The following is a 23226-nucleotide window of genomic DNA, read 5'->3' as shown; positions in this document are numbered from 1 at the left end:
CGGATAGTTTTACAGATAGTGCATGGCCTGGCGGGATTTGCTTACGGCTTCGAGCTCCATGCGATCAATACGCCATGATGCGGAGTGGTTGCCGTCCTTGCGCGGTGTGATCAGACCGAGACCGATCCAATGCTCTACATTTTTTCGTCCGTATCGTTTGAATGCTTCTGATTTTTTGAGGTACGGCCTGATGTGTCCTGTCTTGGAAAGGGTCAGTTTTGCCCCCATTTCGGCGGTATAGGAAAGTAGCGTCTGCAATTGCAGCGGTGTCAATAGTATGTGCATAGTTTCTTTGGTTTAAGGGTTTATAGATATTGGGAGTTTTGAGTTACTACATTGGAACCGACAACAGGTAACGAACCTGTACTGAGCCGCTCTTGTGGGTCTATCTGTCCGTTACGGGCAGGTAGGTAATTCGGTTGCTTGAAACCGAAACGGTTTCAAGTTCCGATCTGTCAAGGAAAGTCTGAGCGCTTTCATCTGTATGTGTAGAGATTAGGCCCTCCCGTAACCATCTGTCAACATTGCTTCGGCCGTAAAGGCGGTAAGCCGTGGCTTTGGTCAGTTTATCGGGTATAGGTTGTTCTTTTTTTATGGCATTATCAGCCCCCTCTTGGGCTGCATGTTTTAACAGTATCGCCAGTTCCTTGGTCGAAAAGTTGTTTGTCTGTGTTGACATAATTTTATTGTACTGGTTGATGAATGGTCATTTGTAAAATAAGAGGGGGCTGTTTGCCCCCCCATAAATTATATTTCTCGGTCAATGAATTTCTTTCATTTTGCTGTAAAATCAATAACGTATCGCTACGGAGCGGACCGCTCTATATTTTTCAATCGGGAATACACACGTGGGTATCTACATACCCGCCGAAACCGGCTGCCTATGGTTCATCGAAGCAGTACTCTCAGCATACACGTATGCGGCGATAATACTGCCCGACTGCACAATAATTTCCGGTTCATTACCAGAAATGCTTCTTCCCTCAAAGTCAATGAACGTGTCCTAACTGGGATCAAAATTGGGGATTGGCGAGACGGAGCTTTCCCAATATGGAAGCATTGGTATCGATTTTTTCAATGGGATTTTTTACGTTTTGTAAGCTGATTTTTTGTAGGTTTTGGAGTTGGGATTGGTGGATTGCCTGCGAATTGGGAGGTAAGTAGCGATTTTTTTTCCGGTATTTTGATTTAATGGGGTTTGCGGGAATGGTCTGGGCCAAACCATTTAACAAGATGAGTATATTGGTAAGGTTATTTTTTCTCCGGATATAACGGTTATTCGGTTGATCAATCAATTTTTTGGACGTCTTTTTTGGGGTTTGTATTTCAAGGATTCTTCGATATGTTCATGAATGGCACCGCGCATCTCATCGAGATATTTAGTTTGGCTGATCGTTTTGCGGCGGGTAATATCGACAAACATACGGTACGCCTGTGCCAGATCTTCGCTAAAACTGTCTTCTAACCATGTTATTATATCCGAAATATCTGCTTTGCCACCGTTAACACGTCGTGTAAAATAAATACCATACGCAAATTCAACCAACTCCATTTTCGTACCTGACCATGACCGCTTTTTCTTACCAAGAACTTGCTGAACAATAATCTGATCTGAATTAAGCTGTAAAATCTTAACACGCATGACTAGAAAATCAAGTAGCATGTCTTTAGCTTTGAATGCAGCAAATAAGTAATCTAGCTCTGTAGAAAACTCACTATCACTTTCTACAATCTCTCGTCCAGGAGGGAACAATGATCTATTACGAATAAGAAAAAAAACCTCATCCATTGCAGATTCATTAATCAGGTAATATTGATGATAAAAAGCGTATAAACGAAAAAATCTATTTATGATCTCTATTTCGTTTTTGTAGTAATCTATCAGCATGCTATCGGTTACCTTCGGTGTGGAAGATATTACCTGATTAAGTTCAACAACAAATATCTGCCAAGCACAGAAGCGTGGCTTTTGAAACTTAAAAAAATGAATTTCCTTTGTTTCATCCATTATTTCTAAAGATCTAAAACTTGATTTTAGTCTATGTATTGTACTATTGATACATGTTAGGGAAAGCTTAAGGTCATCAACAGATTCTCGTAATCTGGTATTTATTTCACCAAGTTTTTTCATCATGCTTAGATAGAGCTCTTCACAGATTATGTCAATCATATTAATACATGTTATATGAATGTTTAATAAATTGATGCTAGGTACTTACCACAGAAAAATACGCGAACTTTTTTTATATAAGTAAAACCACCCTTTACCGTAAAGTTTATTATGAGTGAAAACTATCTGTGGTTTCGGGTAACTGGGTTTAACATAACTTGTTCTCGTCTTCTAAGAAATGATCGAATCTCTTAAATACCTTCCTATCTCCTACTGGTAGCTGTACTTTATTCACCGTCAGATGAACGGATTTGTTATGGTATTTTTTAAAAAAGTTAATATTGAAAATATAACTCTTATGACATTGCAAAAACCATGTTCTAGGTAGCATATCGATGATATTTCGAAGCGGCATATTACTAACTAGCGGCTTATCAAATCCAATCTGATGAATTAGAACCTTGTTATCAATACTCTCAATGTATAATACATTTTTGTACCAGACTAATTGTCGTTCGAATTTACCTGGCCCTCTTACTTGGAAATAATCACAAAGTTCCTCTAATGAACTATCTGGAAGTAAATTATCTTTCAATTCATTATTCACTCTTCGCAGAGCACCTTTAAACCTGCTTGAGCTTACTGGTTTTAAAAGTACATCTACCAAGGTCAAATCATATCCCCTATCTTCATATTTTGAATGTGCCGTATACAGTATGGTAGGAATACGAGGATTAGGTAGCGTGCTAAGAAATTCAAATCCATCGAAATTCCTTAATTCTATATCTAAAATTATAAAGTCAACTCTATTGCGTCTAAGGAATGATTGCGCTTTAAAAGGATCTTGAAAAGTTCCAATAATTTCTATGTAATCAATATGCTTAGAAAGATCTAATAGATGGTCTATACTTGCTTGCTGATCATCAATGATAACGGTGTGGTACTTTCTCATAAGATATATCTTTAAACTACTATTCTGAGTTCTACTCTAAACCAAGACTGAGAATTATTTACACTTAACTTAAAATCATCATTATAAATATATTCTAAACGCTTTCTCAGTGCAGTAAGGCCAACACCATGGCTAGGTGAGTTTATATTTTTTTTAATCTTATTTTCAATGCGAATATTTATTTCATCAATTTTCACACTAAACACAACATTTACCGGATATTCGGGGTCATCTGTTATCCCATGCTTGAGTGCATTCTCTATCAAAGTCATTAGAGTAGTAGGCGGAATTGCATTGCTATCCAAGTTGCCTATTATATTCCAAACTATCTCTATGGGTACTGATGTCAAAGATCTTTGTATTTCTACATATGCTTGCACAATGCTGAGTTCTACGCTGCAGAGTATAGATTTCGGACTACTAACATCATGAGAATGCATGTAATACAACATCAGTTCATACAGTCTATCGATCTGAGGTAATAGTTCTGGACTAATAATCTGGAAATGGCTTTTCCAATATTGAAATACATTTACCATTGTGTGTGCTGAAACTTGTTGGGCTAAAGAAATATATTCAAACTTTGCCTTTTGTTGTTGGGCAGCTATTCTTTGCTCTACCTGCTTTAGTTTTTCTTTTACTTCACTAATTCTTCGTTCATATTCATTATAGAGTATTGCTAACATGGTAAAGTGACCATGCATAATTAGTATTGTCTGCAAGAACTCTCTTAAACTAAATGGATAATCAGATACAACGTAAGCTCCGTACAGTAATCCAGTAAATTGATTGCCATACATCACAAAATAAATTAGGCATGATGATAATGAATAGAATGTGATCATCAGAATAATGCTAACAACAAAATTCCTTCTACGAAAAAAGTGCCTCAAAATCCATGATACGGAGTAAAATATTACTGCAAAGTAGGGAACACTTAAAAGTGCTATCAAAAAAGACATTTCATTGTTTCCCAGTAAATTCACACTGTAAAAATAAACTAGGTAGATTAGCCAAAAGACACCATGATGATATATTACGCCTACATTATGTATTGTAATTCTGCTCATAAGATGATTAAGTTAGTGGCAGGAATAAAAGGGGTTTTTATTCACTGCCTTGGGAAAATCACTAATTTATGATTTCTCAACCTTTCTACTAAATAATTTATCGAATTTTTCTTTCGAGACACGGATTGATTGATAGTTTTTCTTGTCTAAAATATAATAATCGCTCTTCAAAATAAAAGGAGCAAACGATCTTCAATTTTCCAGTTCGACGATTTAGATTTTGGGAGGTTAGATTGGTGTAAATAAAACCAACACTCCCACATTTCTGGATTTTTAATCAGAAATGATTCGAAATCAGAATATAATTGGTGAATTATACGCCTAGAATATGCATCTGATGATTCATCTTCCAAGACAGGATAGTATTTAACCGAAAGGTTGTCACAATCGATATCAACTAATCTGCCTGAATGGATACAAAGTATTACTGACAAATTGCAGATATAGGCAAATTTTAAAAACGCTAACTTGCTTATGATGTACCCATTTGCTAAAGACACTTGAACTAATGACCCACGAGATCTTATACGTTTTGTCTTAACACCTGAGCCTCCATCTAGATAACACAACGTATGATATCCTAACTTCGAATATTTTGCGATTTTGAAAAAAAGACCTGAATCTTCTGCATCTAAAAGGACAATGTTTCTTGCTCTTATTACTCCTAAAACGTTAGCATAATAACTCATTTGCGAATCAAGTATCTTTCTTGCAACAGGTATGCAAACCTTGTATCCATCATTCACTAATTTGAGGACCAGTGATCTGTAATACCCAAAATGAAAGGTGGCTATAAAAGTTGTCTTTTGAAGTGTATTAAAGAGCTGCGCGGATAGTTTATCTAACGGATTATTAGGATTCCAATTTGCTTGTTTTTTTTGAAAGGTTTTGCTACGCTCATAGATCCCTATTATTTCGCTCGAGCTAGGAACGTTAAGAATGTGTTGAATATTTGCGGAGAACAGTGCAAACTCTAATGAATCCTTATCAGTAATATTACCAATATGCTCATCGCTGCTTTTCGATTTTAACATACCAAGATGTATTTAAGTATTATGGAGTTTAAAAGTAGACAGCGTAATTAGACGCTGCCTACTGTTCTGTCTTAGAACGGGAAAGCTATTAAGCACTTCCTTCCCGGTGACTCTTCTTCTGCCGCATCCAAAATATCTTCGAGAGATACTGGAACTTCTGAGAAGATTTCATACAGGCTTACAATCTGTTGTAAATCCATATTTACCCCTCCTACTTTAGTAAAACCAATTACCGATCTCGCATCGGAAAAACGGCTTCAGGCCTTGAAGACTAATTGATCGATCAGTTCGCAATATGGAGTATTCGGTAATGCGTATCAAAAATTTGATAGCATTATGCCTGTTACATCTCGCGAGATATTAATTGTGGGAAATAAACCTAGCAAATGCCATTTCACGCTAGGCAAATGCTATTATACCCTCAGTTTCGTAAAACTTTGCATTGATTATCTTATCACTGTATTCAAAATGAATTTGATTAGTATTAAAACAACGAGAAAGGCAAGAGGTGAAAGCGGACTTACATTTTTTCCTATCAAAGTTTGATAAAAATTATCAAGAAATAGTTCCAAACTTTTGGAAGCATATAAATAGTGTTTCCCACTTCGGCGGACAGAATCTATCAAATAAAAAATCCACTGAATCTTTTATATTATTCGATAAAATAAGGGAGCCCATTCTCATCAACTTCATTATAGATACCGGCTTTTAAAATTGCCAAAAAAGAAAAGAGTTGAATACTTTAGGAAGAATTATGATATAATTTTAAATTTGATTTCGCGGAAAAAGCTCGCTGACTCTCTGAAAATTCACTCTCTGAAAATTTACTTGTATGAATTCATTGACAGAACCAATCCTTAATAGCTACTGAATATCACTTCTCTATAATATGAAGTATCTTTATGGTACTTTGATCTAATTTGCCATTAAAATATTTTTCAATGACTTTCCTAAAAACATCATTAGCATCTTTAACTTGTGAGAATAAGGTCATAGAGGAGTGCAGTTTCAAATCATCGGGACTACCAAATATATCATATGCTGACAAATGTGATAGACCTAGAAGCGCATTTGAAATTTCTGTAATATTTTCGCCAAGCACGGGATGTTTTAAAAAGGCAGATGCTTCCTTTAAACTTTGAATGGCGTAAAATCTAGATGTATCGCTATGGCCTAAACCAGTAATTTGAGGAAAAACATACCACATCCAATGTGATCGCTTTTGACCGTTTTGAACTTCCCGCAGTGCATTTAAGTAAACGTGATTTTGGGCTTTTAAAAATCTATCAAGATCAATAGTCATTTAGTGGAATGTTTTTGCAAGCAATGTACAAAAATAGCTACCAATATTATGCATATTCAATACAGAATCTGACTTTTAAATAAATATCCACACCCCTACATAAATTGCAGTAAGATCGATTTAGATAAGTATATGCAATTAGCTCATACAAGTGGCGATTTTAGATTTTTAAACCAAACTTAAAACGAAAAAATTAAAAGTGCTAAGTCGAAAAAAAGGATGGATTTTAAAAGGAATTTGCGAATAGATATCGGCATTATTATTGCAAATCGATAATAATGAAAAACCTAACCAGCCTACTATTTGCCGCTACAATAGTATCTTCTTGCGGAAAGGATAATTATACGAACCTGGATCAAATTCAAGGAAAATGGTATTACTTTTCCGAACAGAGAATATCACCTGAGGGCCAAATAACAATTGATACTATTGATTCCGAAGATTATTTCTTTGACTTTAGGTCTGATATGTCATTCCTATCGACAGCTGATGGTGAAGGTTTTTACGAAATATCTCAAGATTCGGTACACATCAATTTGACTCAAAGCGATGGGAAGCCATACGAGCGTTTTGGATTTAAATATAGAATTTCTGGGAACGATCTGGCTTTGGAAGAGGGAAGAGTGACAGCTAATATGAAACGTTTGCGATAGTTAAAAGCAGAATTAAGCGGCGATACCTTTATCCACGGCATTCACTATATCGTCCATATTAAAAGGTTTTGGAAGAAAAGCATTTGCCCCTGCTTCCATAGCAACATGCATTCCATCCATACTTGCAGAAATGCACACGATATATAAATTTTTAAATTCCTCTATGGAACGAAGCTGTTTTATTACCTTATCACCAGACATTTTAGGCATCCAAAGATCAATCAATAAAACCTTGGGATTCATGATTTGTATTCTACTGTAGAGTTTACTACTATCACATTCAACTTCTACTTCCATATCAGACATTTCTAATACAACTTGAATCACATCTGCGATGCTCTCATCATCGTCACAGACCATTATCTTATTTCTTGGAGTCATAGATATATCGTAGCTAAATTAGTACATTAAGTGTATTTGCTTGTATCGCTGTCCAACAATCATACCCATCATATTACATTATAGTGAATTAAAATATTTCGCGTGTAAATACGTCTCGAATAATGTGCATTACTATTTTTCACCACCATTCTCCCCCTGAAGAAATAACTAATTTCCTCAAACATTTTTAGAGCTTTTAACCTAACGAACTTCAAATAGGCGCTGGCGATTCTAGCAATTACACTTGCCCTTACTCGAATTTCTTTAAAGTTATTTATCAGGGATTTTGAATTTTTAATATGGAATTTAGGATACGGTAATATTAAATGTGGTATTACCTAAAAAAATGGGTTCGATCAGGTAATTCGAACCAATCTTTCGGACAATAGATTTAGTTCCAGTAATAAACGAGTCATTTACTAACCGACTTTCTTCCTTTACAATCACTTTTGTTTGAAAGGCAGCAAAATAGAGTGAAGAATTATTTTCATCAAACATGGGCCAGGTGTTTCACAAATGTTCAAGGACATAATGGCTTCCCAACATCTACATCATACTGGCTCATATAGATGGTTGATCATACCCATACCTCTCCAATCAAATCTTCTTCCCGAAGTTCCTCTAAAGCATCGACAATAATGAGAACATGCGTCCCTTCGAATCCAAAATCATGCTTTTTAAACTGTTTGTCTTCCCAAAGCAAATGCTCTTCAACGCTTATTGTATCCGGAAACCAAGAAGGATTCTCGCTACTTAATGGGGAGGCAGATCGAATAATCGTATATCCTTGCTTCAGCAGGCAATGTAAAATGTCGCGGGTTAGTTTAACAAATTGCATAAAATTTTTAAATATCACCAAATCAATAATTACCCTTTTTGATGAATACCATAAAGATATCACAGATGCGAACTATTTTCAATATATAGGCACAAGCAGGATATTTAAACAACATCGCAGCAATGGTACTGAATATTTATATATTAACATTGTAGCATTTTCGCTACAACTACGAAATTATTTCCCGTACATAAGAACCATTCTTCTATATTTGCGCGTTACGGCGTCAGACCTGAAGATCGTGATCAGTTATCGCAATATTCTCAATTCCTACGCTGAAAAGTCCTGCGTCGCCATTTACGAATTGTAAGATTTCATCGTATCAATCCAATAGAATTAACTGCACAAAGACTGCACCAGGTACGCGAGTTCTTCTTGTGGTTGCTTCACAGGCCTCTTATATGTACACATACTCAATGTGACAAATATTTGTGTAGGGGTATATCGCAGAAAATGGATTTTTACGTATTGTTAGAAAACAGATAAAAGAGGTTCTATATTCGTACTACCAAGAGCACCCATATTACTGTAAAAAAGTGAGTGAATATATGAAACCACTGATGCAAAAGTTTGTTAGCGCCGATTGATCAAGAATTAATCATACTGACAACTGAATGATTTCTTAAATAATTTATCTAAGACAGTAGAATGGGTTCTTTCATTCTACTGTCTTAGCACCGAATATTATCGCAGTAAATTTACACTACGATCAAATTTTAAATAGTTATTCTTCCGCCTGCTACGGGTATTGTGGCACCTGCGATATAACTGGCATCTTCTGATGCAAGAAATACATAAGCTGGAGCTACCTCCGCTGGCTGACCAGCTCTTCCCATAGGTGTATTTTTCCCAAACTCCTCGTGAGCTGGAATTGTTGAAGGGATAAGCGGTGTCCAGATGGGGCCTGGTGCCACTGCATTCACGCGGATACCTTTTCCATCCTCCAGCAGAATTTGACTCAAATTAGCTGTGAAGTTCTGTATTGCACCTTTTGTGGCTGCATACGGCAATAACAGTTCGTTGGGAGAATATGCATTGACGGAAGTGGTATTTATAATACTACTCCCTGGTTTCAAATGAGGTTCAGCTGCTTTACATAGGTAAAACATGGCCGTGATGTTTGTACGGAAGGTTTTATCCCATTCTTCAGAAGATACATCCTGAATACTTTCTCTTGCCATCTGGAATGCCGCATTATTCACTAAAATATCTAATCCGCCAAACTCCTTCACCGCAGTTTCAACAATATATTTACAGTGTGACTCTTCCTTGATGTCTCCCTTGATAAGGACTGCCTTCCTCCCCTCTTCTTCTACATATTCAGCAGTCAGGTTTGCATCCTCATCCTCTGAGTCATCCAGATAACTAATCAATACATCTGCACCTTCTCGTGCAAACGCTATGGCGACTGCCCGCCCTATACCTGAATCACCGCCAGTAATAATCGCTTTCTTTCCCGTCAACTTTCCACTGCCTTTATACGAATCCTCGCCATGATCTGCTTTTGGATTTAGTTTACCTTCCACACCTGGAACAGGTTGATCTTGCTTTGGAACGGGAGGTTTAGGATATTTTTGGGATGGGTCTTCTGAAAGGTTTTTAGTGTCTGTCATAACATGTTGTGTTAAATTTTAAACGAATTATTTGAACCGATTTTCGCCCGGTAATCTTTAATTGTAATTTTTAACGCCTATGGAAACACAATACACTCCATAAACCAACAATTGGCATACGAGAAGAATAAACTATGCTTTGCGATCCTAAGGTAATAAACGCAAGGCTGTTTAAAGTGTTTGGTATTTCAGACGATCTCAAAAATCGATGTCCCTCATTTAAGCTTGCATTCATTATGTCAACATAGTAAATGTCGTGGAGCAAAACTTTACCAATCAACAAAAAACAATTACAATTATCAAGATTGGTTTCTAAATAGCTTACCAAAGCTTTTCGGAAAAATTTTAGCTACAAGAGCTACATTCTAGCAAAAAACTCATCAAAATGCATAATTCGGTCCGAATTTTAGCGAGAATAGATAAAAAACCATTTTCACCAAATTTCCTACTTTCTAAATTCCTCAATTTGTCTTTTTTTTTAATTTTATGGTTCGCAAAAACTTTAGGTGAAAGATGGAAGACATAACAGCTCTACAAAAGCAGCTTGCCGACTTGAAAAACTTGAACGAGAACTTGTCGAAAAGATGCGAATATTTAACAGATTTTATGGAGAAGGCATCCACCCCTTTAAGATCCGTAGATAATTATGGCAAGATCATCTGGGCAAACCAAGCAGAGTTAGACTTACTTGGATACCAAAAACAGGAGTATATCGGTAAAAATATTGCGGATATACATTCGGACAAAAATATAGCTAACGATATTTTTGGCAGATGGCTAATAAATGAAACCGTCCAAGATTATCCTGCAAAACTGCTTCATAAAAACGGTAGTATAAAACATGTGCTTATCAGTTCCAATGTATTTAGACAGGATGACAAATTTATTCATACGCAATGCTTCACCCGAGACATCTCGAGCGACATCATTCAAAAGCATCAGACTGAATCCTTTAATTTTAAACTCCGGGAAAGTGAAGCCCGCCTACGCTTAGCAATCGACTCGACAGAACTAGGGACTTGGGACTGGAACAAACGCCACAAGATAATTTATTGGTCGCCAGAATGCAGAAGTATCTTAGGATTATCACAACGAGGCAGATTATCATTTCCCGAGTTTCTAAAACGTATACACGAAGATGATCGTGCCCTGATAGATGCACGGATATATGAGTTGATCAACGCATCCACGGACGGCCACTTTGATATGACATTTCGAATATTTCGTATTAACGACAATCAATGCCGATGGATACGAGCCCAAGGAACTGTTTTTGTAGGATCTGACAATATCCTAAATCGGTTTTTAGGAACGATGTTAGATGTAACTAAAACAAAAGAATCGCATGAGCAACACGCCAGATTAGCTGCTATTGTAGAGTCTTCAGATGATGCTATTGTAGCAAAGACATTAGACGGACGTGTTATCACTTGGAACGATTCGGCAGAGAAACTTTTCGGATATACTGCCAAGGAAATGATTGGAGAATCCCTACTCAAGATAATACCGCAAGATAGGTATAATGAGGAAGAGAGTATTCTTCGAAAATTACGTGCCGGGGAGTCCGTTAAGCATTTCGAAACTCTCAGAGTTAAAAAATCCGGTGAAATGGTGGACGTGTCACTCACTATATCCCCGATTCGCGATGACGAAGGGAGGATCACAGGCATATCTAAAATTGCACGCGATATTACTGACCGCAAAGAAGAGGAAAAAAGGAAAAATGATTTCATTTCTGTTGTTAGTCATGAACTAAAAACGCCATTAACATCAATTTTGCTATACAGTCAACTTTTGATGAAAAAGGTTAATCAAAAGCAATTTGGCGATGTGAAGCAGTTAACTCAGCGTGTGGAAACGCATTCAAGACGGATGAATGTTCTAATAGGAAACTATCTTGATATGACTCGTATAGAACAAGGTAAGGCGGAGATTAATTTAGAGGATTTTGAATTGAAGGGGTTAATACAGGAAGTAGTGAGTGATGCTGAACTATTTGATTCTCCTCACACATTCATCATTAATTCTACCGGAAATGTAAACGTCAATGCAGATCGTGATAAGATTTGCCAAGTGTTAACCAATTTGGTAAGTAATGCAGTTAAGTACTCGCCCTCAGGGGGGCAAATCATTATCAGCTGTGAAAATAAAGATAAACAAGTTATCGTTAGCGTAAAGGATCAAGGCATGGGTATAAGCGCAAAAGATCAGAAAATGCTGTTTCAGCGTTTCTATAGGATTAAAGACCCGAATAGGAAAAATATTTCCGGATTTGGTATAGGTCTGTATCTAGTGTCGGAATTGCTGCGTTTACATGATAGTAGTATATCTATTGAAAGTGAACAAGGTATTGGCTCAACTTTCTTTTTCAGTTTAAAAAGCAGTCACATTGGTATTTGATTTTCTGACTAAAATTCCTCAACTTAATTTTTAACTATTCCAGCTACCAAAGCTTTCCACTGTGGATATGAGCCGCCTAATTTAACACCAAGTCCGATTAGTGCATTTCTAATAGTATCTGCTATACTTTCATTCTCATCATTAATCAATTCATTTCTACCGGCATATTGAGCGGAAACTTCATTATCCTTCTGTTCCAACAAAATAGTAGAAGTGGCTATGTCTTTGAAAAAATGCGCAATATCTTTGTCGGTTTGTGTTGGATCAGTTTTTGGTCTCAATGTAATGGAAACTTTTTGACTTTTTGCTGTGGTTTCTTCCAAAATTTGCTCAATGCGAACCTAATCATATCCATCGCTGCTGGGTAATCCTGGTCCTAGAATGTCAATTTTGACCAAATCACCTTCGCTTCTCGCTCCAAGGGCGCGCCATTGCTGTCTGCCAATTGGAATACGGATGACGGTAATACAGCTACTTCATTCCAATTGTTGATATCTAGAAGATGTCCTTTGGCTACTAAGAAAAATTGTTTGGCTTCTTCTCCAGTAGAAAATTCGTTAGATGATAAACAATCCACTCGTTTACCTTTTTTGTGCTCTAGTATCATAATCTTTCCTTTCGTCCGATAGTAATCTATTCGTGTGCTATCTGTATTTAATAATACAGTTGATATTTACGGATGTTTATTAAAGAGGCAATTCGGGTATAATAACCTAATTAATGATGCGATAAATTGCAGTAATACGTATATATTTTACGCGTAAACATGGAAAAATGAACATTTTAAGCGTCATTTAAGAAAAAAGAAACACTATCTAGTATATCGTGTTGTTAATATAGCACTGATCATCTAAGCCCTATGCACTATACTTACCGAAACGGATTTCTTTGGCTTTTTATTTATGCTGGCTTGTCGCTTCTACCCCTTTTGCTTGCTTTGACAGGATCCATTCCTCAGGTTCGGCAATTTTGGATAGAACTTGGGGTGGCGTTTGGATTTATTGGATTGGGCATGATGGCGGTACAATTTATTTTTACTGGACGCTTTCAAAAGATTGCTGCCGTGTATAGTGGTGATAATGTAATGCAATTTCACAAACAGATAGGAATAATCTCTTTCCTGTTTGTGCTTGCCCATCCCATCACCTTGTTGTTGGCCGACTTTTCGTACCTATCTTATTTCGATCCAAGAGTCAACTTCATGCGTGCAATTTCGCTTAGCATAGTTACGATCTCGCTATTTGCGATCGTAGGTAGCAGCTTGTGGCGGCAAGCGATGAATCTCAGTTATGAGAAGTGGCGATTAATTCATGGTTTTCTAGCATTAGCCATCGTATTTATTGGGTTGGTTCATGCTATCCAGGTGTCTCATTATATGGATCCATTGTGGAAAAAAATCATTCTGGCAATGATTATCTGTATTTGTATGTATCTCGTAGTGCATACGCGAATTATTCGGCCTTACCAAAATCGTAAACATGCCTACAAGATTGTACAAGTCATCGAGGAACGAAACGACTGTTACACCATAGCACTTGAGGCCACCGGCAAAAAGATGAACTACGTACCAGGTCAGTACTGTTGGGTAACCATCAATGACACGCCATTTGATCTGCAGCAACATCCGTTTTCACTGTGTTCGAGCGCATTAGATCCGCAAATTCAATTAACGGCAAAAGTTTTAGGTGATTTTACAGCGACTTGGCAGGATTTGAAGCCGGGTGATACAGCTTATCTGGAAGGACCCTTCGGCGCATTCACGCCGTCTGCCTCTGCGAATCTGTTCTTTATTATGGGCGGTATAGGCATTACGCCCGCGATGAGCATGCTGCGTACGCTCCGCGATCAGAAAGACGAGAGACAGATTGTGCTGATTTATGCTAATAGTGATTGGGAGAATATTACTTTTCGGGAGGAATTGGATGAGTTGAGCGAAACATTGAATCTCCGACTTATTCATGTGCTTGAAGAGCCCGAAGATGATTGGGATGGAGAGGAAGGATTTGTTTCTCAGGAATTACTAGCTCGCTATATCCCAAAGGAGCACGACAATTATATGTTTTTCATCTGTGGACCAACACCATTGATGGACATTACCGAAATATCCCTACATAACTTGGGAATTAGTTGGAAACAGATTTATTCAGAACGTTTTGAAATGGTATAATATGAAAGATCACGTAAAAATACTTTATAAAGTAATACATCGATTGGCTGATGTCTTGGGGATTATCCTACTACTGATAGCTGCGCTATTTGCTTTAAGGTAATGGAAAGGTTTCTAATTGCTCTGCCGATCCTCTATTGCGCTTACCTATTACTCGCTTTGGAAGCATGATCAAAACACCTTCTTTGTACGAAGTGTTCATTCCAAAAGAGACACATTTTCCAAGTTCAGTCAATGTTTAAACCAAAACTGACCCTCCCTCCCATTTAAAAATCCACCTATTAAATTCTTGATTTCAGGAGTGAATTTCAACTTTTCAATTGAAATTTTACCTTCAATTTTGCTCAAGTTCGTAGGATCAAATAGCATTTTGCGCTAGGCAAATAGCATTACGCTCCTACTAAATGGCATTATGTCCATACCAAACCTATTTTTTACAAAGGTTATTTAGCTTTGAATATCAACAATATGTGAATATTTAGCCTGCTAATAGTGGATTATTAGACAACACATTTAGCCATGAAAAAAGACACCAAAGCCTTAAATATCTTTTTTCAATTCTGGTCAGAGTATGCTCAGACTGAAGAATACCACAAGCAATGGGCTCGAGACAATCTGCACCCAATACATGCCAGTCGCGGCGAACTTTTATACAACTATTCTTCCCCACAAAAAAACTTATATTTCGTTTGCCAAGGAATGATCGCATTTGTATCCATTGATCCTTCCATAAAAAAAAGAAAAATTGAAAGTGTTGCTCTAGCACATAACTCCTTAAAAACAACCAATCACCTTTATACCAATACGCCAAGAACAGGTAGTATCGTAGCACTTCGGTCCAGTTTAGTTCTACGCATAGCATACGAACGTGTAAAAACACTTAAAAACCATGATCCAGTAATTGACATACTATTTGATGTGCTCGCCAGTAGAGAAACAAGACAGCATAGAAGTCATATCTCCATTTTGCTATCAAAATTACCACTTGATAGGTATAGACTTTTCCGCGAGCAGCTTTCCAGTATTCAGTCGGTAATGACTCAGCAAGAACAAGCAGATTATTTGGGTATATCTAAACGAACCCTCCAAGAATGCCAATATCTTTTCCTAAAAAGCTTAAACAGCTAAAAATTGCACATCTAATGTGCAACTCACGCATTTTAAGTTATATAATTTTGACTATCAGTATTTAACAGCGGTGTTAATGTAACTGAATTTATAAAATTAATTAAGATATGTGATATGAAAATGTTTAAGATGAAATTTGCGCTCTTCCGGCTAAAGGTCTACTCGCTGAATACTATAGATGAGTAGGCCACCACAGCATTAAAAAGATCAAATGCCTTGGCGGGCAAAGATCTGCTAAGGTAATTAATTAACACTAAAAATTTTACAACCATGAAAAACACATTTGCGGTGAAGACATCACTCTTCACATTAATATTGGCGCTAATTGCAATCGGAACGTTTGCATTTACCGCAGTGATGAATAAGCAGTCCGTGGGCACTAATAAATTACAAAACACCTTTCACTTCGTAGGCGATAGCGAAGACCCTGGCCAATTCTCAGAAATTGAGAATTGGAGAGAAGGTACATCCAATGCTTGCGGTACAGTTGGACAGAAACCTTGTGAGATAACCGTAGAAGCCAATAATCTGGACGAACTGGCGACTTACCTTAGTGGAATGGATAACGAAGCGGTACTTGATATAAACCCATCATCTAAACGTCCGTAAAGACTGATTCATGTTTTTAATTTTACAGGCCGAAGCGTATATGCTTCGGCCTGTTGCTTTGTTACCAATTAATTTGCCTGCTCTTTAGGGTGATATTTATAACGTCTACGACCCAAGACCTATTCACTAATAACGGTACAGATAAGCTGCGTCAACATGTCGACTTTATAAAAACACTTGTAGCAACCCTTGCAGTTGGTATTAACTGCTATACGTTCATTTTAGGTGCTATCACCTGCGCTCCTACTGTAGCTAGCAACGTCGAAAAGTCCCCATGCCTCTTAAGTTCAACATTACATTGAGCAATAAGCCTGCTTACATGGAGTAGGAAATCCTGATCAGGCACGTCCAAAGCTAAGTACAGCACCTGCCTTAACAATTCTCTCTTGGAGCTTTCTAACTTTTCTGAGATCTGTCCCGAGCCTAAGTAGAAGTCGATCACGTTTTGCTTATCGAGAAATAACATAGTGCATCTGCATTTTGGGTTTACTATTATCTTGGATTTTGCTGAATACCCGAAAGGGCAATAACTTCCTCTGGGATTGCAATCGCGTACCGCGGATCCCTAGGTTGAAGCCTGAATAACTCCCCTTCTGCATTGCGCTCCAAGACGAGTCCTGCACCATCGCGATTGTAACGCTTAATATCCGCCCAGCGAAGTCCGCGCATTACGAGCTCTTTTCTACGCTCCCTGCGAATGATTTCTAAGGCATCTGCGCTGCTAGAAAAACTATATGGTTGAAACTTTCCAGATTCGTAGCGAGTAACTAGTAAGTGATTCAATTCCTGCTGCGCCGCAGGTAGATTGTTTAGATGGGCATAGCATTCAGCTTTCATCAGTAGCACTTCACTACTACTCATTCCGGGAGTAAGTGTCATCTGTCCAACATGACTTCCTCGAAAGAAATAGGTGCCGTCCGCATGCTGGCGAAAGTAGATTTGCTTGCGCAGATCACCGGGCTCATACTGTGCGATAAGCTCAGGGGCTATACGGGCAATATTCCCATTCAGCGGCGCTGCCAGCATCGCATTACTCCAAAACAGCAGCTCTATACTACTATCAGTCACCGTAGGAATTGGGTATAGCGTAGCTGGATTTAGCGCATTAAAATCTAGCAAAGGAAGCTCAGAGTTTTTTATCGTTTGCAGGTAACGATCCGCCTGCGCGTAATCTCCCATATAAAGATAGACTCTTGCTAACATAGCGGCAGCAACTAGACGCGTAGGTGCGGTTTTTCCGGGTTGCCGCTCAGGCAGCAAGGCATAAGCAGACTCCAAGTCCGTGATGATCTGCGCATAGCTCGCGGCCAAGCTAGCTCGGACGGAGCGCTCATCAGGGTCTGGGTTTACTTTCAGCACAATACCCAAATCCCTGTCCGCGGTTGCTGGCGTATAAGCTACGCACCAAGTCTGCACAGCATCCAAGAACCTCACTGCTCGCATGAATAAAGCATGTGCTCGTACCATATCGACCTCTACTCCAGACAAGTTATTATCGTCTAACCCTTTTAAAACGAGATTGCAAATATTGACAGCGGTATAGCAATTATACCACTCATCCCCTGCCGTGCTTTGTGGTCTAGCCACAAAGTCTGCTTGCCAGGTATACAGCCTGCGATCACTTTCATACGATAAGCCCCGAAGATCTGCATCCCGCAAATAAAAGTCATCGGCACTTACCTCGCCAGCCGAAACAAAATTATTGTTCACCGTACCGAAGTTATCCAGCATCGCCTGAAAGTCTACCACCTTGGTAGGCACCGCTAAACGGCCGTCAGCTTTCTGGGAAAGAAAATCACTACATCCCGTAATAGTAGTGGCTATTATCAGTATGCTTAGCAGTATAAGTATACTTGATATAGGAGAAGTAGCATTCCTGCTATTTAGCTCCAATTGTGGGGAGCTGATGGTCTTGTTGGTCTTAGCCACGATATTATGTATATCCCTATACTTTTTCATAAAAGATCATTTTAAAAGTTTGTCCGAGGCCTATCGTATATCCTGCAGGTCGCACCAGTCTGGTGCCTGTGTTATTATTAAAATCTGGATCAATGCCCTGTTTATTTGCGCGCCAAAGTAGTCCCAGATTATTCGCATTGACATAAATTTGAATGCGCTGAGTCTGCCCATGTATCCTGAGGGGTAAGGCATAGCCAAGATTGATATACTGTAAGCGGATGTGATCCGCTTTTTCCACCAGCACGCTAGATCCGGCGTAGAAATTATCGCGCTGCGAGTTCGCCACATACGTATTGGAAGGCACATCAGTGATCAGCTCATCGCCCGGCTGCTGCCATCGATCACCATAGTCACTGTGTCCACGCCAGCTGCTGAGTAAGTTGGTGTAATGGATCGATCCTCTGCGCATAAAATAGCCCAGCTTGTAGGAAATCCCTACCTGCAAGCTAAATCCTTTATAACCAAACGAGTTAATAAAAGATCCAAAATGGGTCGGGATCGATGATCCAAAAAACTCCAATTCTTCCAGCGTAGTGCCTGCACCGATTAGGTTTCGGTAATCCGTACTGAGCTCCCCATCCAGAATACCCTGCGGATCACCACTGCCAGGATCAAGACCACCCCATGGGTAAGCAAACACGGAATAGACCGGACGTCCCGGGATACCTGAAATTGGCACTGATGTGGGATTAACAAACTGGCTGGCCAGCGTACGATTTACTAGATACTCTCCTATCTGGTCTTTAAAGAAGCTGTAGTTTAAAATGCTCGACCACCCAAAAGTGCCCGATTGTATATTATCTGTTTTTAACTCTATATCTAGTCCGTCCCCTGACATGCTTGCCACATTACGAAGCGTGGAGGGCGGAATACCGGTGGTATAGTCTGTGGGCGCAGAGCCAAAAAGGTCTACGCCATGCTTTCTGAAATATTCTACGCTGGCACTGATTCGATTGTTCCTGCTGCGAACGTCTAAAGCAATGTTCAGCATGCGCGAGGTTTCCCAGCGCAGCGATGGGTTGAAGTAGTTACTTATGCGGGCAGCAGGTCTACCGGTGAATACGGAATTTGTCGGCAAGTAACTGATTGTATTCACCGCTACCATGGCCGGATCTATATTGCCGCTGAAGCCATAGGTTGCTCGCAAGTTCACGTAGCTCAATAGGTCGGTCGAAAAGAATTTCTCCTGAGATACTTTCCATGCCATCCCCACCGACCAGAAAGGATTCCACTGATCATTGGTAGCCAGTCCAAACAGGTTACTGGCATCCCGGCGCGCGCTGGCTGAAAGTGTGTATCTATTCCTGTAGGTATAGGCTACATTACCAAACTGCGATACAAAACGCGTATCGGTGGATGAGATAAACTGGTTGTTTAGAATAAAACTATTGCCTGAGATAAACTGTGGATGGCTCCGCGAGTAATCCACTACCCCTAAACTCATGTTATCCTGATCATAGCCGTACAGGCGATGCTGGTCGGATTCACGCACGTTCAGGCGGATCTCACTACCGCCAATAGCAGTAATATGGTGATCCTGGGCAAAAGTCCGATCAAAAGAAAGTTGTCCGCGAATACTGTTGGAGCGCAGCATGCCCGAGCCAAGATCCATGATACCTCCGCGCGGAACAGCATAACTGGCCGCGCCACCGGAAATCTGGGTAAAACGGTTCACATAGTCCCGCGCTGAGTAGCTATCCCGGTCAGCTAGGCGGTTTGTCCCATCATGCTGCCGCTCGTATTGATAATTTACCGAAGCGCGTAGACCCTCCACTATTTTGTATTCGAGCCCCGCAGTAGCTAGCATGCTCGAGGAGCGCGAGCGTGAAACATCATGCTTCCAGTCCTCTAGGGGATAATAGTTCCAGTCTTGGAGTAGTCCCTGTCCTATAGAGTTGATATAGGTATTATTCAGATTGGTAAATACAGGCTTTGCCCTACCCTGCTCATCAGCCAGTTCCATATAAGGTACGCTGCTGGATGCATTCATGGCAATATCACCATAGCCTAATCTGCCCGATCGATCGCCAGACTCGGTATAATATATACTGGTACGCAGCGAGAGTGCATCCGTAGGTTGATAGGTATTTTCAAAGCGTAGGTTGATACGGTGAAACCTTGCCCCCAGTTGATCAAAGTTCCGATCATACCCTGCCGCCGATGACCACGAGAATTTCTGCGAGCCGCCCTGCGCTCCTAGATAGTACTGCTGGTTAACACCTTTGTCATACATGTAGCGGTCAAAGTGATCGCGCGAATCCACTCCCCTTAGCCGCTGGATCTCTGCTTGAGCTTGCCCGGCATCCATTGATCCATTGCGTACTCTTTCCAGCATATCTACCACAGGGGAAAGCACTAAGCGCGATGGTGAGCTGATTCTGCTATTGTAAAACCCTCTATCAAATAGCTCGACTTCCATATCAATATAATCTGCACTAGACATCTGCCGAATGTAGCTCAGATCTGGCTTATCTGTGATCGTTACATGGCTATTAAATTCAAGGGTGATTGGCCGGTCGAATGATCCTTTTTTAGTGGTGATGACAATCACCCCATTGGCAGCTCTAGCACCCCAAATGCTGGATGCCGCAGCATCTTTAAGTATCGTAATGTTTTCTACGATATTGGGATTGATATTATTAATATCTCCTTCATAAGGGAAGTTGTCAATTACAATGAGTGGGCTTCGTGGACCTTGGATGGTACTGAGACCTCGCACCATGAGCTGCGGGATAGCTAAGCTATTATCGGTGGTAACACTATTTGCGATGGCCGGCAGACGGGATATGATATCAGGTCCTATCTGCTGATTGAATAATTGCCGATCAATAGTTGAAAACGATCCCGTAGCCCGTTCGCGTGGCAGCTGCTGGTAGCCAGTGGAGACTATTGTTACCGAATCCACTGCGCGCTGGCGCTCATCAAGCACAATAGTAAGCGTATCGGTCTGATCAGAAATAATGGTTGTCGTAAAACTTGTGTAAGATTGGTGCTGGATGGTAAAGCGCCGCTGAGCTGAAGGATGCACGCCGAGTACAAAGCGGCCTCGTAGATCCGATACTGCCGAGTTACTGACACCCTGCTGGGTTATGATTGCCCCGCTAATAGGCTGGCGATCGGAGGAAGAGATGATCCGGCCGCGCAGCTGCTGAGCTTGCGCGCCATAGCACAAACCGCCAAGTAAAATTGTTAGATATACTATATATTTCATCATCGGTTTTGCTTAAAGACCTTCTTGGCTAATTTGGAACTCTATGGCTTCGCGCAGAGTCCAGCCCGAACCAGTGAAAGCTTTTATAAATCCATTTTTGGAGATCCACACATAATGAGGAATCAGGTAGTGGGGAAACTGAGCGACAAGCTGCTCATCTAAGATGATCGATGCAAGTGTGGTGCCGCCAGTCTGGGAGAGCATATTATTATAACAATCGTTAACCTTAGCGTAGCTATCCTTGTATTTGGCAGGATTTACCAGGACAAAAGCAAGATCATCCGGGTAATCCTTTTGCAGGGATTCGAGATTGGAAAAATTCTTCCGACAAGCGCCACACCAAGTAGCCCAGAAGTCCAGCACCAGTAGCTTACCCTTGAACCTTTCTAGCGTGCCTCGCACAGTATCACCTTCATTGTAGAACAGATGCTCACGTGTCCAAAAATCTTGAGGTACTCTCTCTCCTATAATAAGCCCCATGGACTGCTGCACCTTTACGCCAGCCTCACCATTCTGGCGAGACTGGGCAAAAGCACTATTAACAAACACGTATGAACTTAGAATTACTGGTATAGCTAGCCATGCAAAAGCTCTATAAATGTATTTTGATTTAGACCAAAGCGCGGCCAAGGCGTTGAAAAACGTCATAATTTTTTAAGGTATTGAGATGATAAATTAAATCTTCGACTGATTGCTATAATCAGATATATATTAGTTCAATATTTTATTAATATTGATTAGCAAACCTTATGATTTAACTAGGTGACCGAATAATGTTCTTATATAGGGATTTCTTCATACTCGCGATAACAAATGCGAGTCTTGTAAGGTGGGGGCTTATTATATAAGCAGAAGGATGATCCGCTCCACACTTTGTGATCTTGATTGACACCCAAGGACAAAGGTTTCACAGCAAGACCATCCCCTGCTACTTTTACAAATATAGCAAACGCAGGGTAATGGTTAAACCTTGCCGTCTCGAACCTTGGGTGTCAACTTCGATCTACGAGACTCTTACATATTATTTACCAGATGCCACTTATGTACATCTAGATGATTATCAGTTATATTCAAACATACAAGAAAAAAATAAAAAGGACAAATGTGTCCTAACATTTTTTTCATTATTTATAGAGATTAGCTGAAATGGCCGCGAAGCAGTATAGGGATCAGCAATATTTAGAACAATTAGGAGAACGTATTAAGGACATCCGTGAAAGTAATGGCTGGACTCAGGAGCGCTTAGCGGAGATATGTAATATCGACATTAGGCAATTAGGAAGAATTGAGAGAGCTGAAACAAATTCTACCATATCAATTTTGAAAATGATCGCCGACAAACTGCGACTACCCCTTCATGAATTATTAAAATTCTAAGCAGCTCACTTCGACAAATATATTCTTCAAAAACACTTTTAAAACAGCTTCAGGCATAACCCTATATTTTTGATAATGTACTTGCAAGTTGTGTCTTTGTACGTACAGATTTCCTGCGTCAAACCTGCCATACAAAAACGAACTTGCCTTAATTATTTGCAAGATCTGATCTCGCAAATAATTAAGGGGAAATAAAAAGTTCGCAACTCACTTTTTTGTATGTTTGGCAAATACACTTATTATAAGTTGAATAGAAGTATGCTGAAGAACTATCCAGCATATCTATATAGCCAGATATATTCACATCCTGATTTCTAGATATCTAGATATATATATTAAATTTTCTATTGCCCTTTGCTACTTCATGCGACCTTCGGTAGCAAAAAGAAAGTGTCCCTGTGCTGATGGCTCAAGGGAGTTT

General features: G+C 39.5%; 22 protein-coding genes. 6 read left to right on the top strand and 16 right to left on the bottom strand.

What is annotated here, in order from left to right:
- Positions 1 to 9 precede the first annotated feature (9 nt).
- The 8 genes from A0125_RS07465 to A0125_RS07430 form a co-directional block, all read right to left on the bottom strand.
- On the bottom strand, positions 10 to 285 hold the full coding sequence (locus A0125_RS07465; protein WP_066754123.1) for a hypothetical protein: 276 nt from the start codon (positions 283 to 285) through the stop codon (positions 10 to 12).
- 100 nt (positions 286 to 385) lie between these two features.
- On the bottom strand, positions 386 to 679 hold the full coding sequence (locus tag A0125_RS15840; protein WP_066754121.1) for a hypothetical protein: 294 nt from the start codon (positions 677 to 679) through the stop codon (positions 386 to 388).
- Between the two features lie 612 nt (positions 680 to 1291).
- A complete protein-coding gene (locus tag A0125_RS07455; protein WP_197464817.1) occupies positions 1292 to 2134 on the bottom strand; it encodes an RteC domain-containing protein in 843 nt (280 codons plus the stop codon).
- Positions 2135 to 2318: 184 nt separating this feature from the next.
- The gene (locus A0125_RS07450) at positions 2319 to 3062 is read right to left on the bottom strand and encodes a LytR/AlgR family response regulator transcription factor (protein ID WP_066754117.1); all 744 of its coding nucleotides are present in this window, start codon (positions 3060 to 3062) and stop codon (positions 2319 to 2321) included.
- Between the two features lie 11 nt (positions 3063 to 3073).
- Positions 3074 to 3862, bottom strand: a complete 789-nt coding sequence (locus tag A0125_RS07445) for a LytS family sensor histidine kinase (RefSeq protein WP_066754116.1) — start codon at positions 3860 to 3862, stop codon at positions 3074 to 3076.
- 437 nt (positions 3863 to 4299) lie between these two features.
- Positions 4300 to 5166 (bottom strand): hypothetical protein, encoded by an 867-nt coding sequence (locus A0125_RS07440; protein ID WP_066754115.1) that lies wholly within the window; start codon positions 5164 to 5166, stop codon positions 4300 to 4302.
- Positions 5167 to 5237: 71 nt separating this feature from the next.
- Complete coding sequence (locus A0125_RS16375) at positions 5238 to 5366, bottom strand: hypothetical protein (RefSeq protein WP_262507279.1); 129 nt, start codon at positions 5364 to 5366, stop codon at positions 5238 to 5240.
- Between the two features lie 674 nt (positions 5367 to 6040).
- The gene (locus tag A0125_RS07430; RefSeq protein WP_066754111.1) at positions 6041 to 6469 is read right to left on the bottom strand and encodes a DUF1810 domain-containing protein; all 429 of its coding nucleotides are present in this window, start codon (positions 6467 to 6469) and stop codon (positions 6041 to 6043) included.
- A gap of 278 nt (positions 6470 to 6747) precedes the next feature.
- Between A0125_RS07430 and A0125_RS07425 the strand changes: the two genes are divergently transcribed.
- A complete protein-coding gene (locus A0125_RS07425; protein WP_066754109.1) occupies positions 6748 to 7122 on the top strand; it encodes a hypothetical protein in 375 nt (124 codons plus the stop codon).
- 12 nt (positions 7123 to 7134) lie between these two features.
- On the opposite strand, the gene A0125_RS07420 is transcribed toward A0125_RS07425, so the two are convergent.
- The 3 genes from A0125_RS07420 to A0125_RS07405 form a co-directional block, all read right to left on the bottom strand.
- Complete coding sequence (locus tag A0125_RS07420) at positions 7135 to 7503, bottom strand: response regulator (RefSeq protein WP_066754108.1); 369 nt, start codon at positions 7501 to 7503, stop codon at positions 7135 to 7137.
- Between the two features lie 577 nt (positions 7504 to 8080).
- The gene (locus A0125_RS07410) at positions 8081 to 8341 is read right to left on the bottom strand and encodes a hypothetical protein (RefSeq protein WP_066754104.1); all 261 of its coding nucleotides are present in this window, start codon (positions 8339 to 8341) and stop codon (positions 8081 to 8083) included.
- 716 nt (positions 8342 to 9057) lie between these two features.
- A complete protein-coding gene (locus A0125_RS07405; protein WP_066754102.1) occupies positions 9058 to 9954 on the bottom strand; it encodes an SDR family oxidoreductase in 897 nt (298 codons plus the stop codon).
- A 513-nt stretch (positions 9955 to 10467) separates the two neighbouring features.
- Here A0125_RS07405 and A0125_RS07400 point away from each other — a divergent pair.
- A complete protein-coding gene (locus tag A0125_RS07400) occupies positions 10468 to 12354 on the top strand; it encodes a PAS domain-containing sensor histidine kinase (protein WP_066754100.1) in 1887 nt (628 codons plus the stop codon).
- Positions 12355 to 12377: 23 nt separating this feature from the next.
- Here the strand turns inward: A0125_RS07400 and A0125_RS07395 are convergent, their stop codons facing one another.
- On the bottom strand, positions 12378 to 12677 hold the full coding sequence (locus A0125_RS07395) for a hypothetical protein (RefSeq protein WP_066754098.1): 300 nt from the start codon (positions 12675 to 12677) through the stop codon (positions 12378 to 12380).
- 53 nt (positions 12678 to 12730) lie between these two features.
- Positions 12731 to 12961 (bottom strand): hypothetical protein, encoded by a 231-nt coding sequence (locus A0125_RS07390; RefSeq protein ID WP_066754095.1) that lies wholly within the window; start codon positions 12959 to 12961, stop codon positions 12731 to 12733.
- A 252-nt stretch (positions 12962 to 13213) separates the two neighbouring features.
- Between A0125_RS07390 and A0125_RS07385 the strand changes: the two genes are divergently transcribed.
- The 3 genes from A0125_RS07385 (at position 13214) to A0125_RS07375 (ending at position 16258) form a co-directional block, all read left to right on the top strand.
- The gene (locus tag A0125_RS07385; protein ID WP_082784943.1) at positions 13214 to 14521 is read left to right on the top strand and encodes a ferredoxin reductase family protein; all 1308 of its coding nucleotides are present in this window, start codon (positions 13214 to 13216) and stop codon (positions 14519 to 14521) included.
- Positions 14522 to 15040: 519 nt separating this feature from the next.
- Positions 15041 to 15649 (top strand): Crp/Fnr family transcriptional regulator, encoded by a 609-nt coding sequence (locus A0125_RS07380; protein WP_066754093.1) that lies wholly within the window; start codon positions 15041 to 15043, stop codon positions 15647 to 15649.
- 270 nt (positions 15650 to 15919) lie between these two features.
- Positions 15920 to 16258, top strand: coding sequence for a hypothetical protein (locus A0125_RS07375; protein ID WP_066754092.1), 339 nt, complete (start codon positions 15920 to 15922; stop codon positions 16256 to 16258).
- A gap of 492 nt (positions 16259 to 16750) precedes the next feature.
- Here A0125_RS07375 and A0125_RS07365 read toward each other — a convergent pair whose 3' ends face one another.
- The 3 genes from A0125_RS07365 to A0125_RS07355 are packed head-to-tail and all read right to left on the bottom strand — an operon-like array spanning position 16751 to position 22076.
- Positions 16751 to 18217 (bottom strand): RagB/SusD family nutrient uptake outer membrane protein, encoded by a 1467-nt coding sequence (locus A0125_RS07365; RefSeq protein ID WP_082784942.1) that lies wholly within the window; start codon positions 18215 to 18217, stop codon positions 16751 to 16753.
- Positions 18204 to 21431, bottom strand: a complete 3228-nt coding sequence (locus A0125_RS07360; protein WP_082784941.1) for a SusC/RagA family TonB-linked outer membrane protein — start codon at positions 21429 to 21431, stop codon at positions 18204 to 18206. Before A0125_RS07360 ends, A0125_RS07365 begins: the two co-directional genes overlap by 14 nt.
- A gap of 9 nt (positions 21432 to 21440) precedes the next feature.
- A complete protein-coding gene (locus A0125_RS07355) occupies positions 21441 to 22076 on the bottom strand; it encodes a TlpA family protein disulfide reductase (protein WP_066754087.1) in 636 nt (211 codons plus the stop codon).
- A 498-nt stretch (positions 22077 to 22574) separates the two neighbouring features.
- Here A0125_RS07355 and A0125_RS07350 point away from each other — a divergent pair, with 498 nt between their 5' ends.
- The gene (locus tag A0125_RS07350) at positions 22575 to 22805 is read left to right on the top strand and encodes a helix-turn-helix domain-containing protein (RefSeq protein WP_066754085.1); all 231 of its coding nucleotides are present in this window, start codon (positions 22575 to 22577) and stop codon (positions 22803 to 22805) included.
- Positions 22806 to 23226 lie beyond the last annotated feature (421 nt).

It is taken from the genome of Sphingobacterium populi (genome assembly GCF_001586775.1).
Taxonomy (GTDB): domain Bacteria; phylum Bacteroidota; class Bacteroidia; order Sphingobacteriales; family Sphingobacteriaceae; genus Sphingobacterium; species Sphingobacterium populi.
This window is presented reverse-complemented; position numbering and strand designations above follow the sequence as displayed.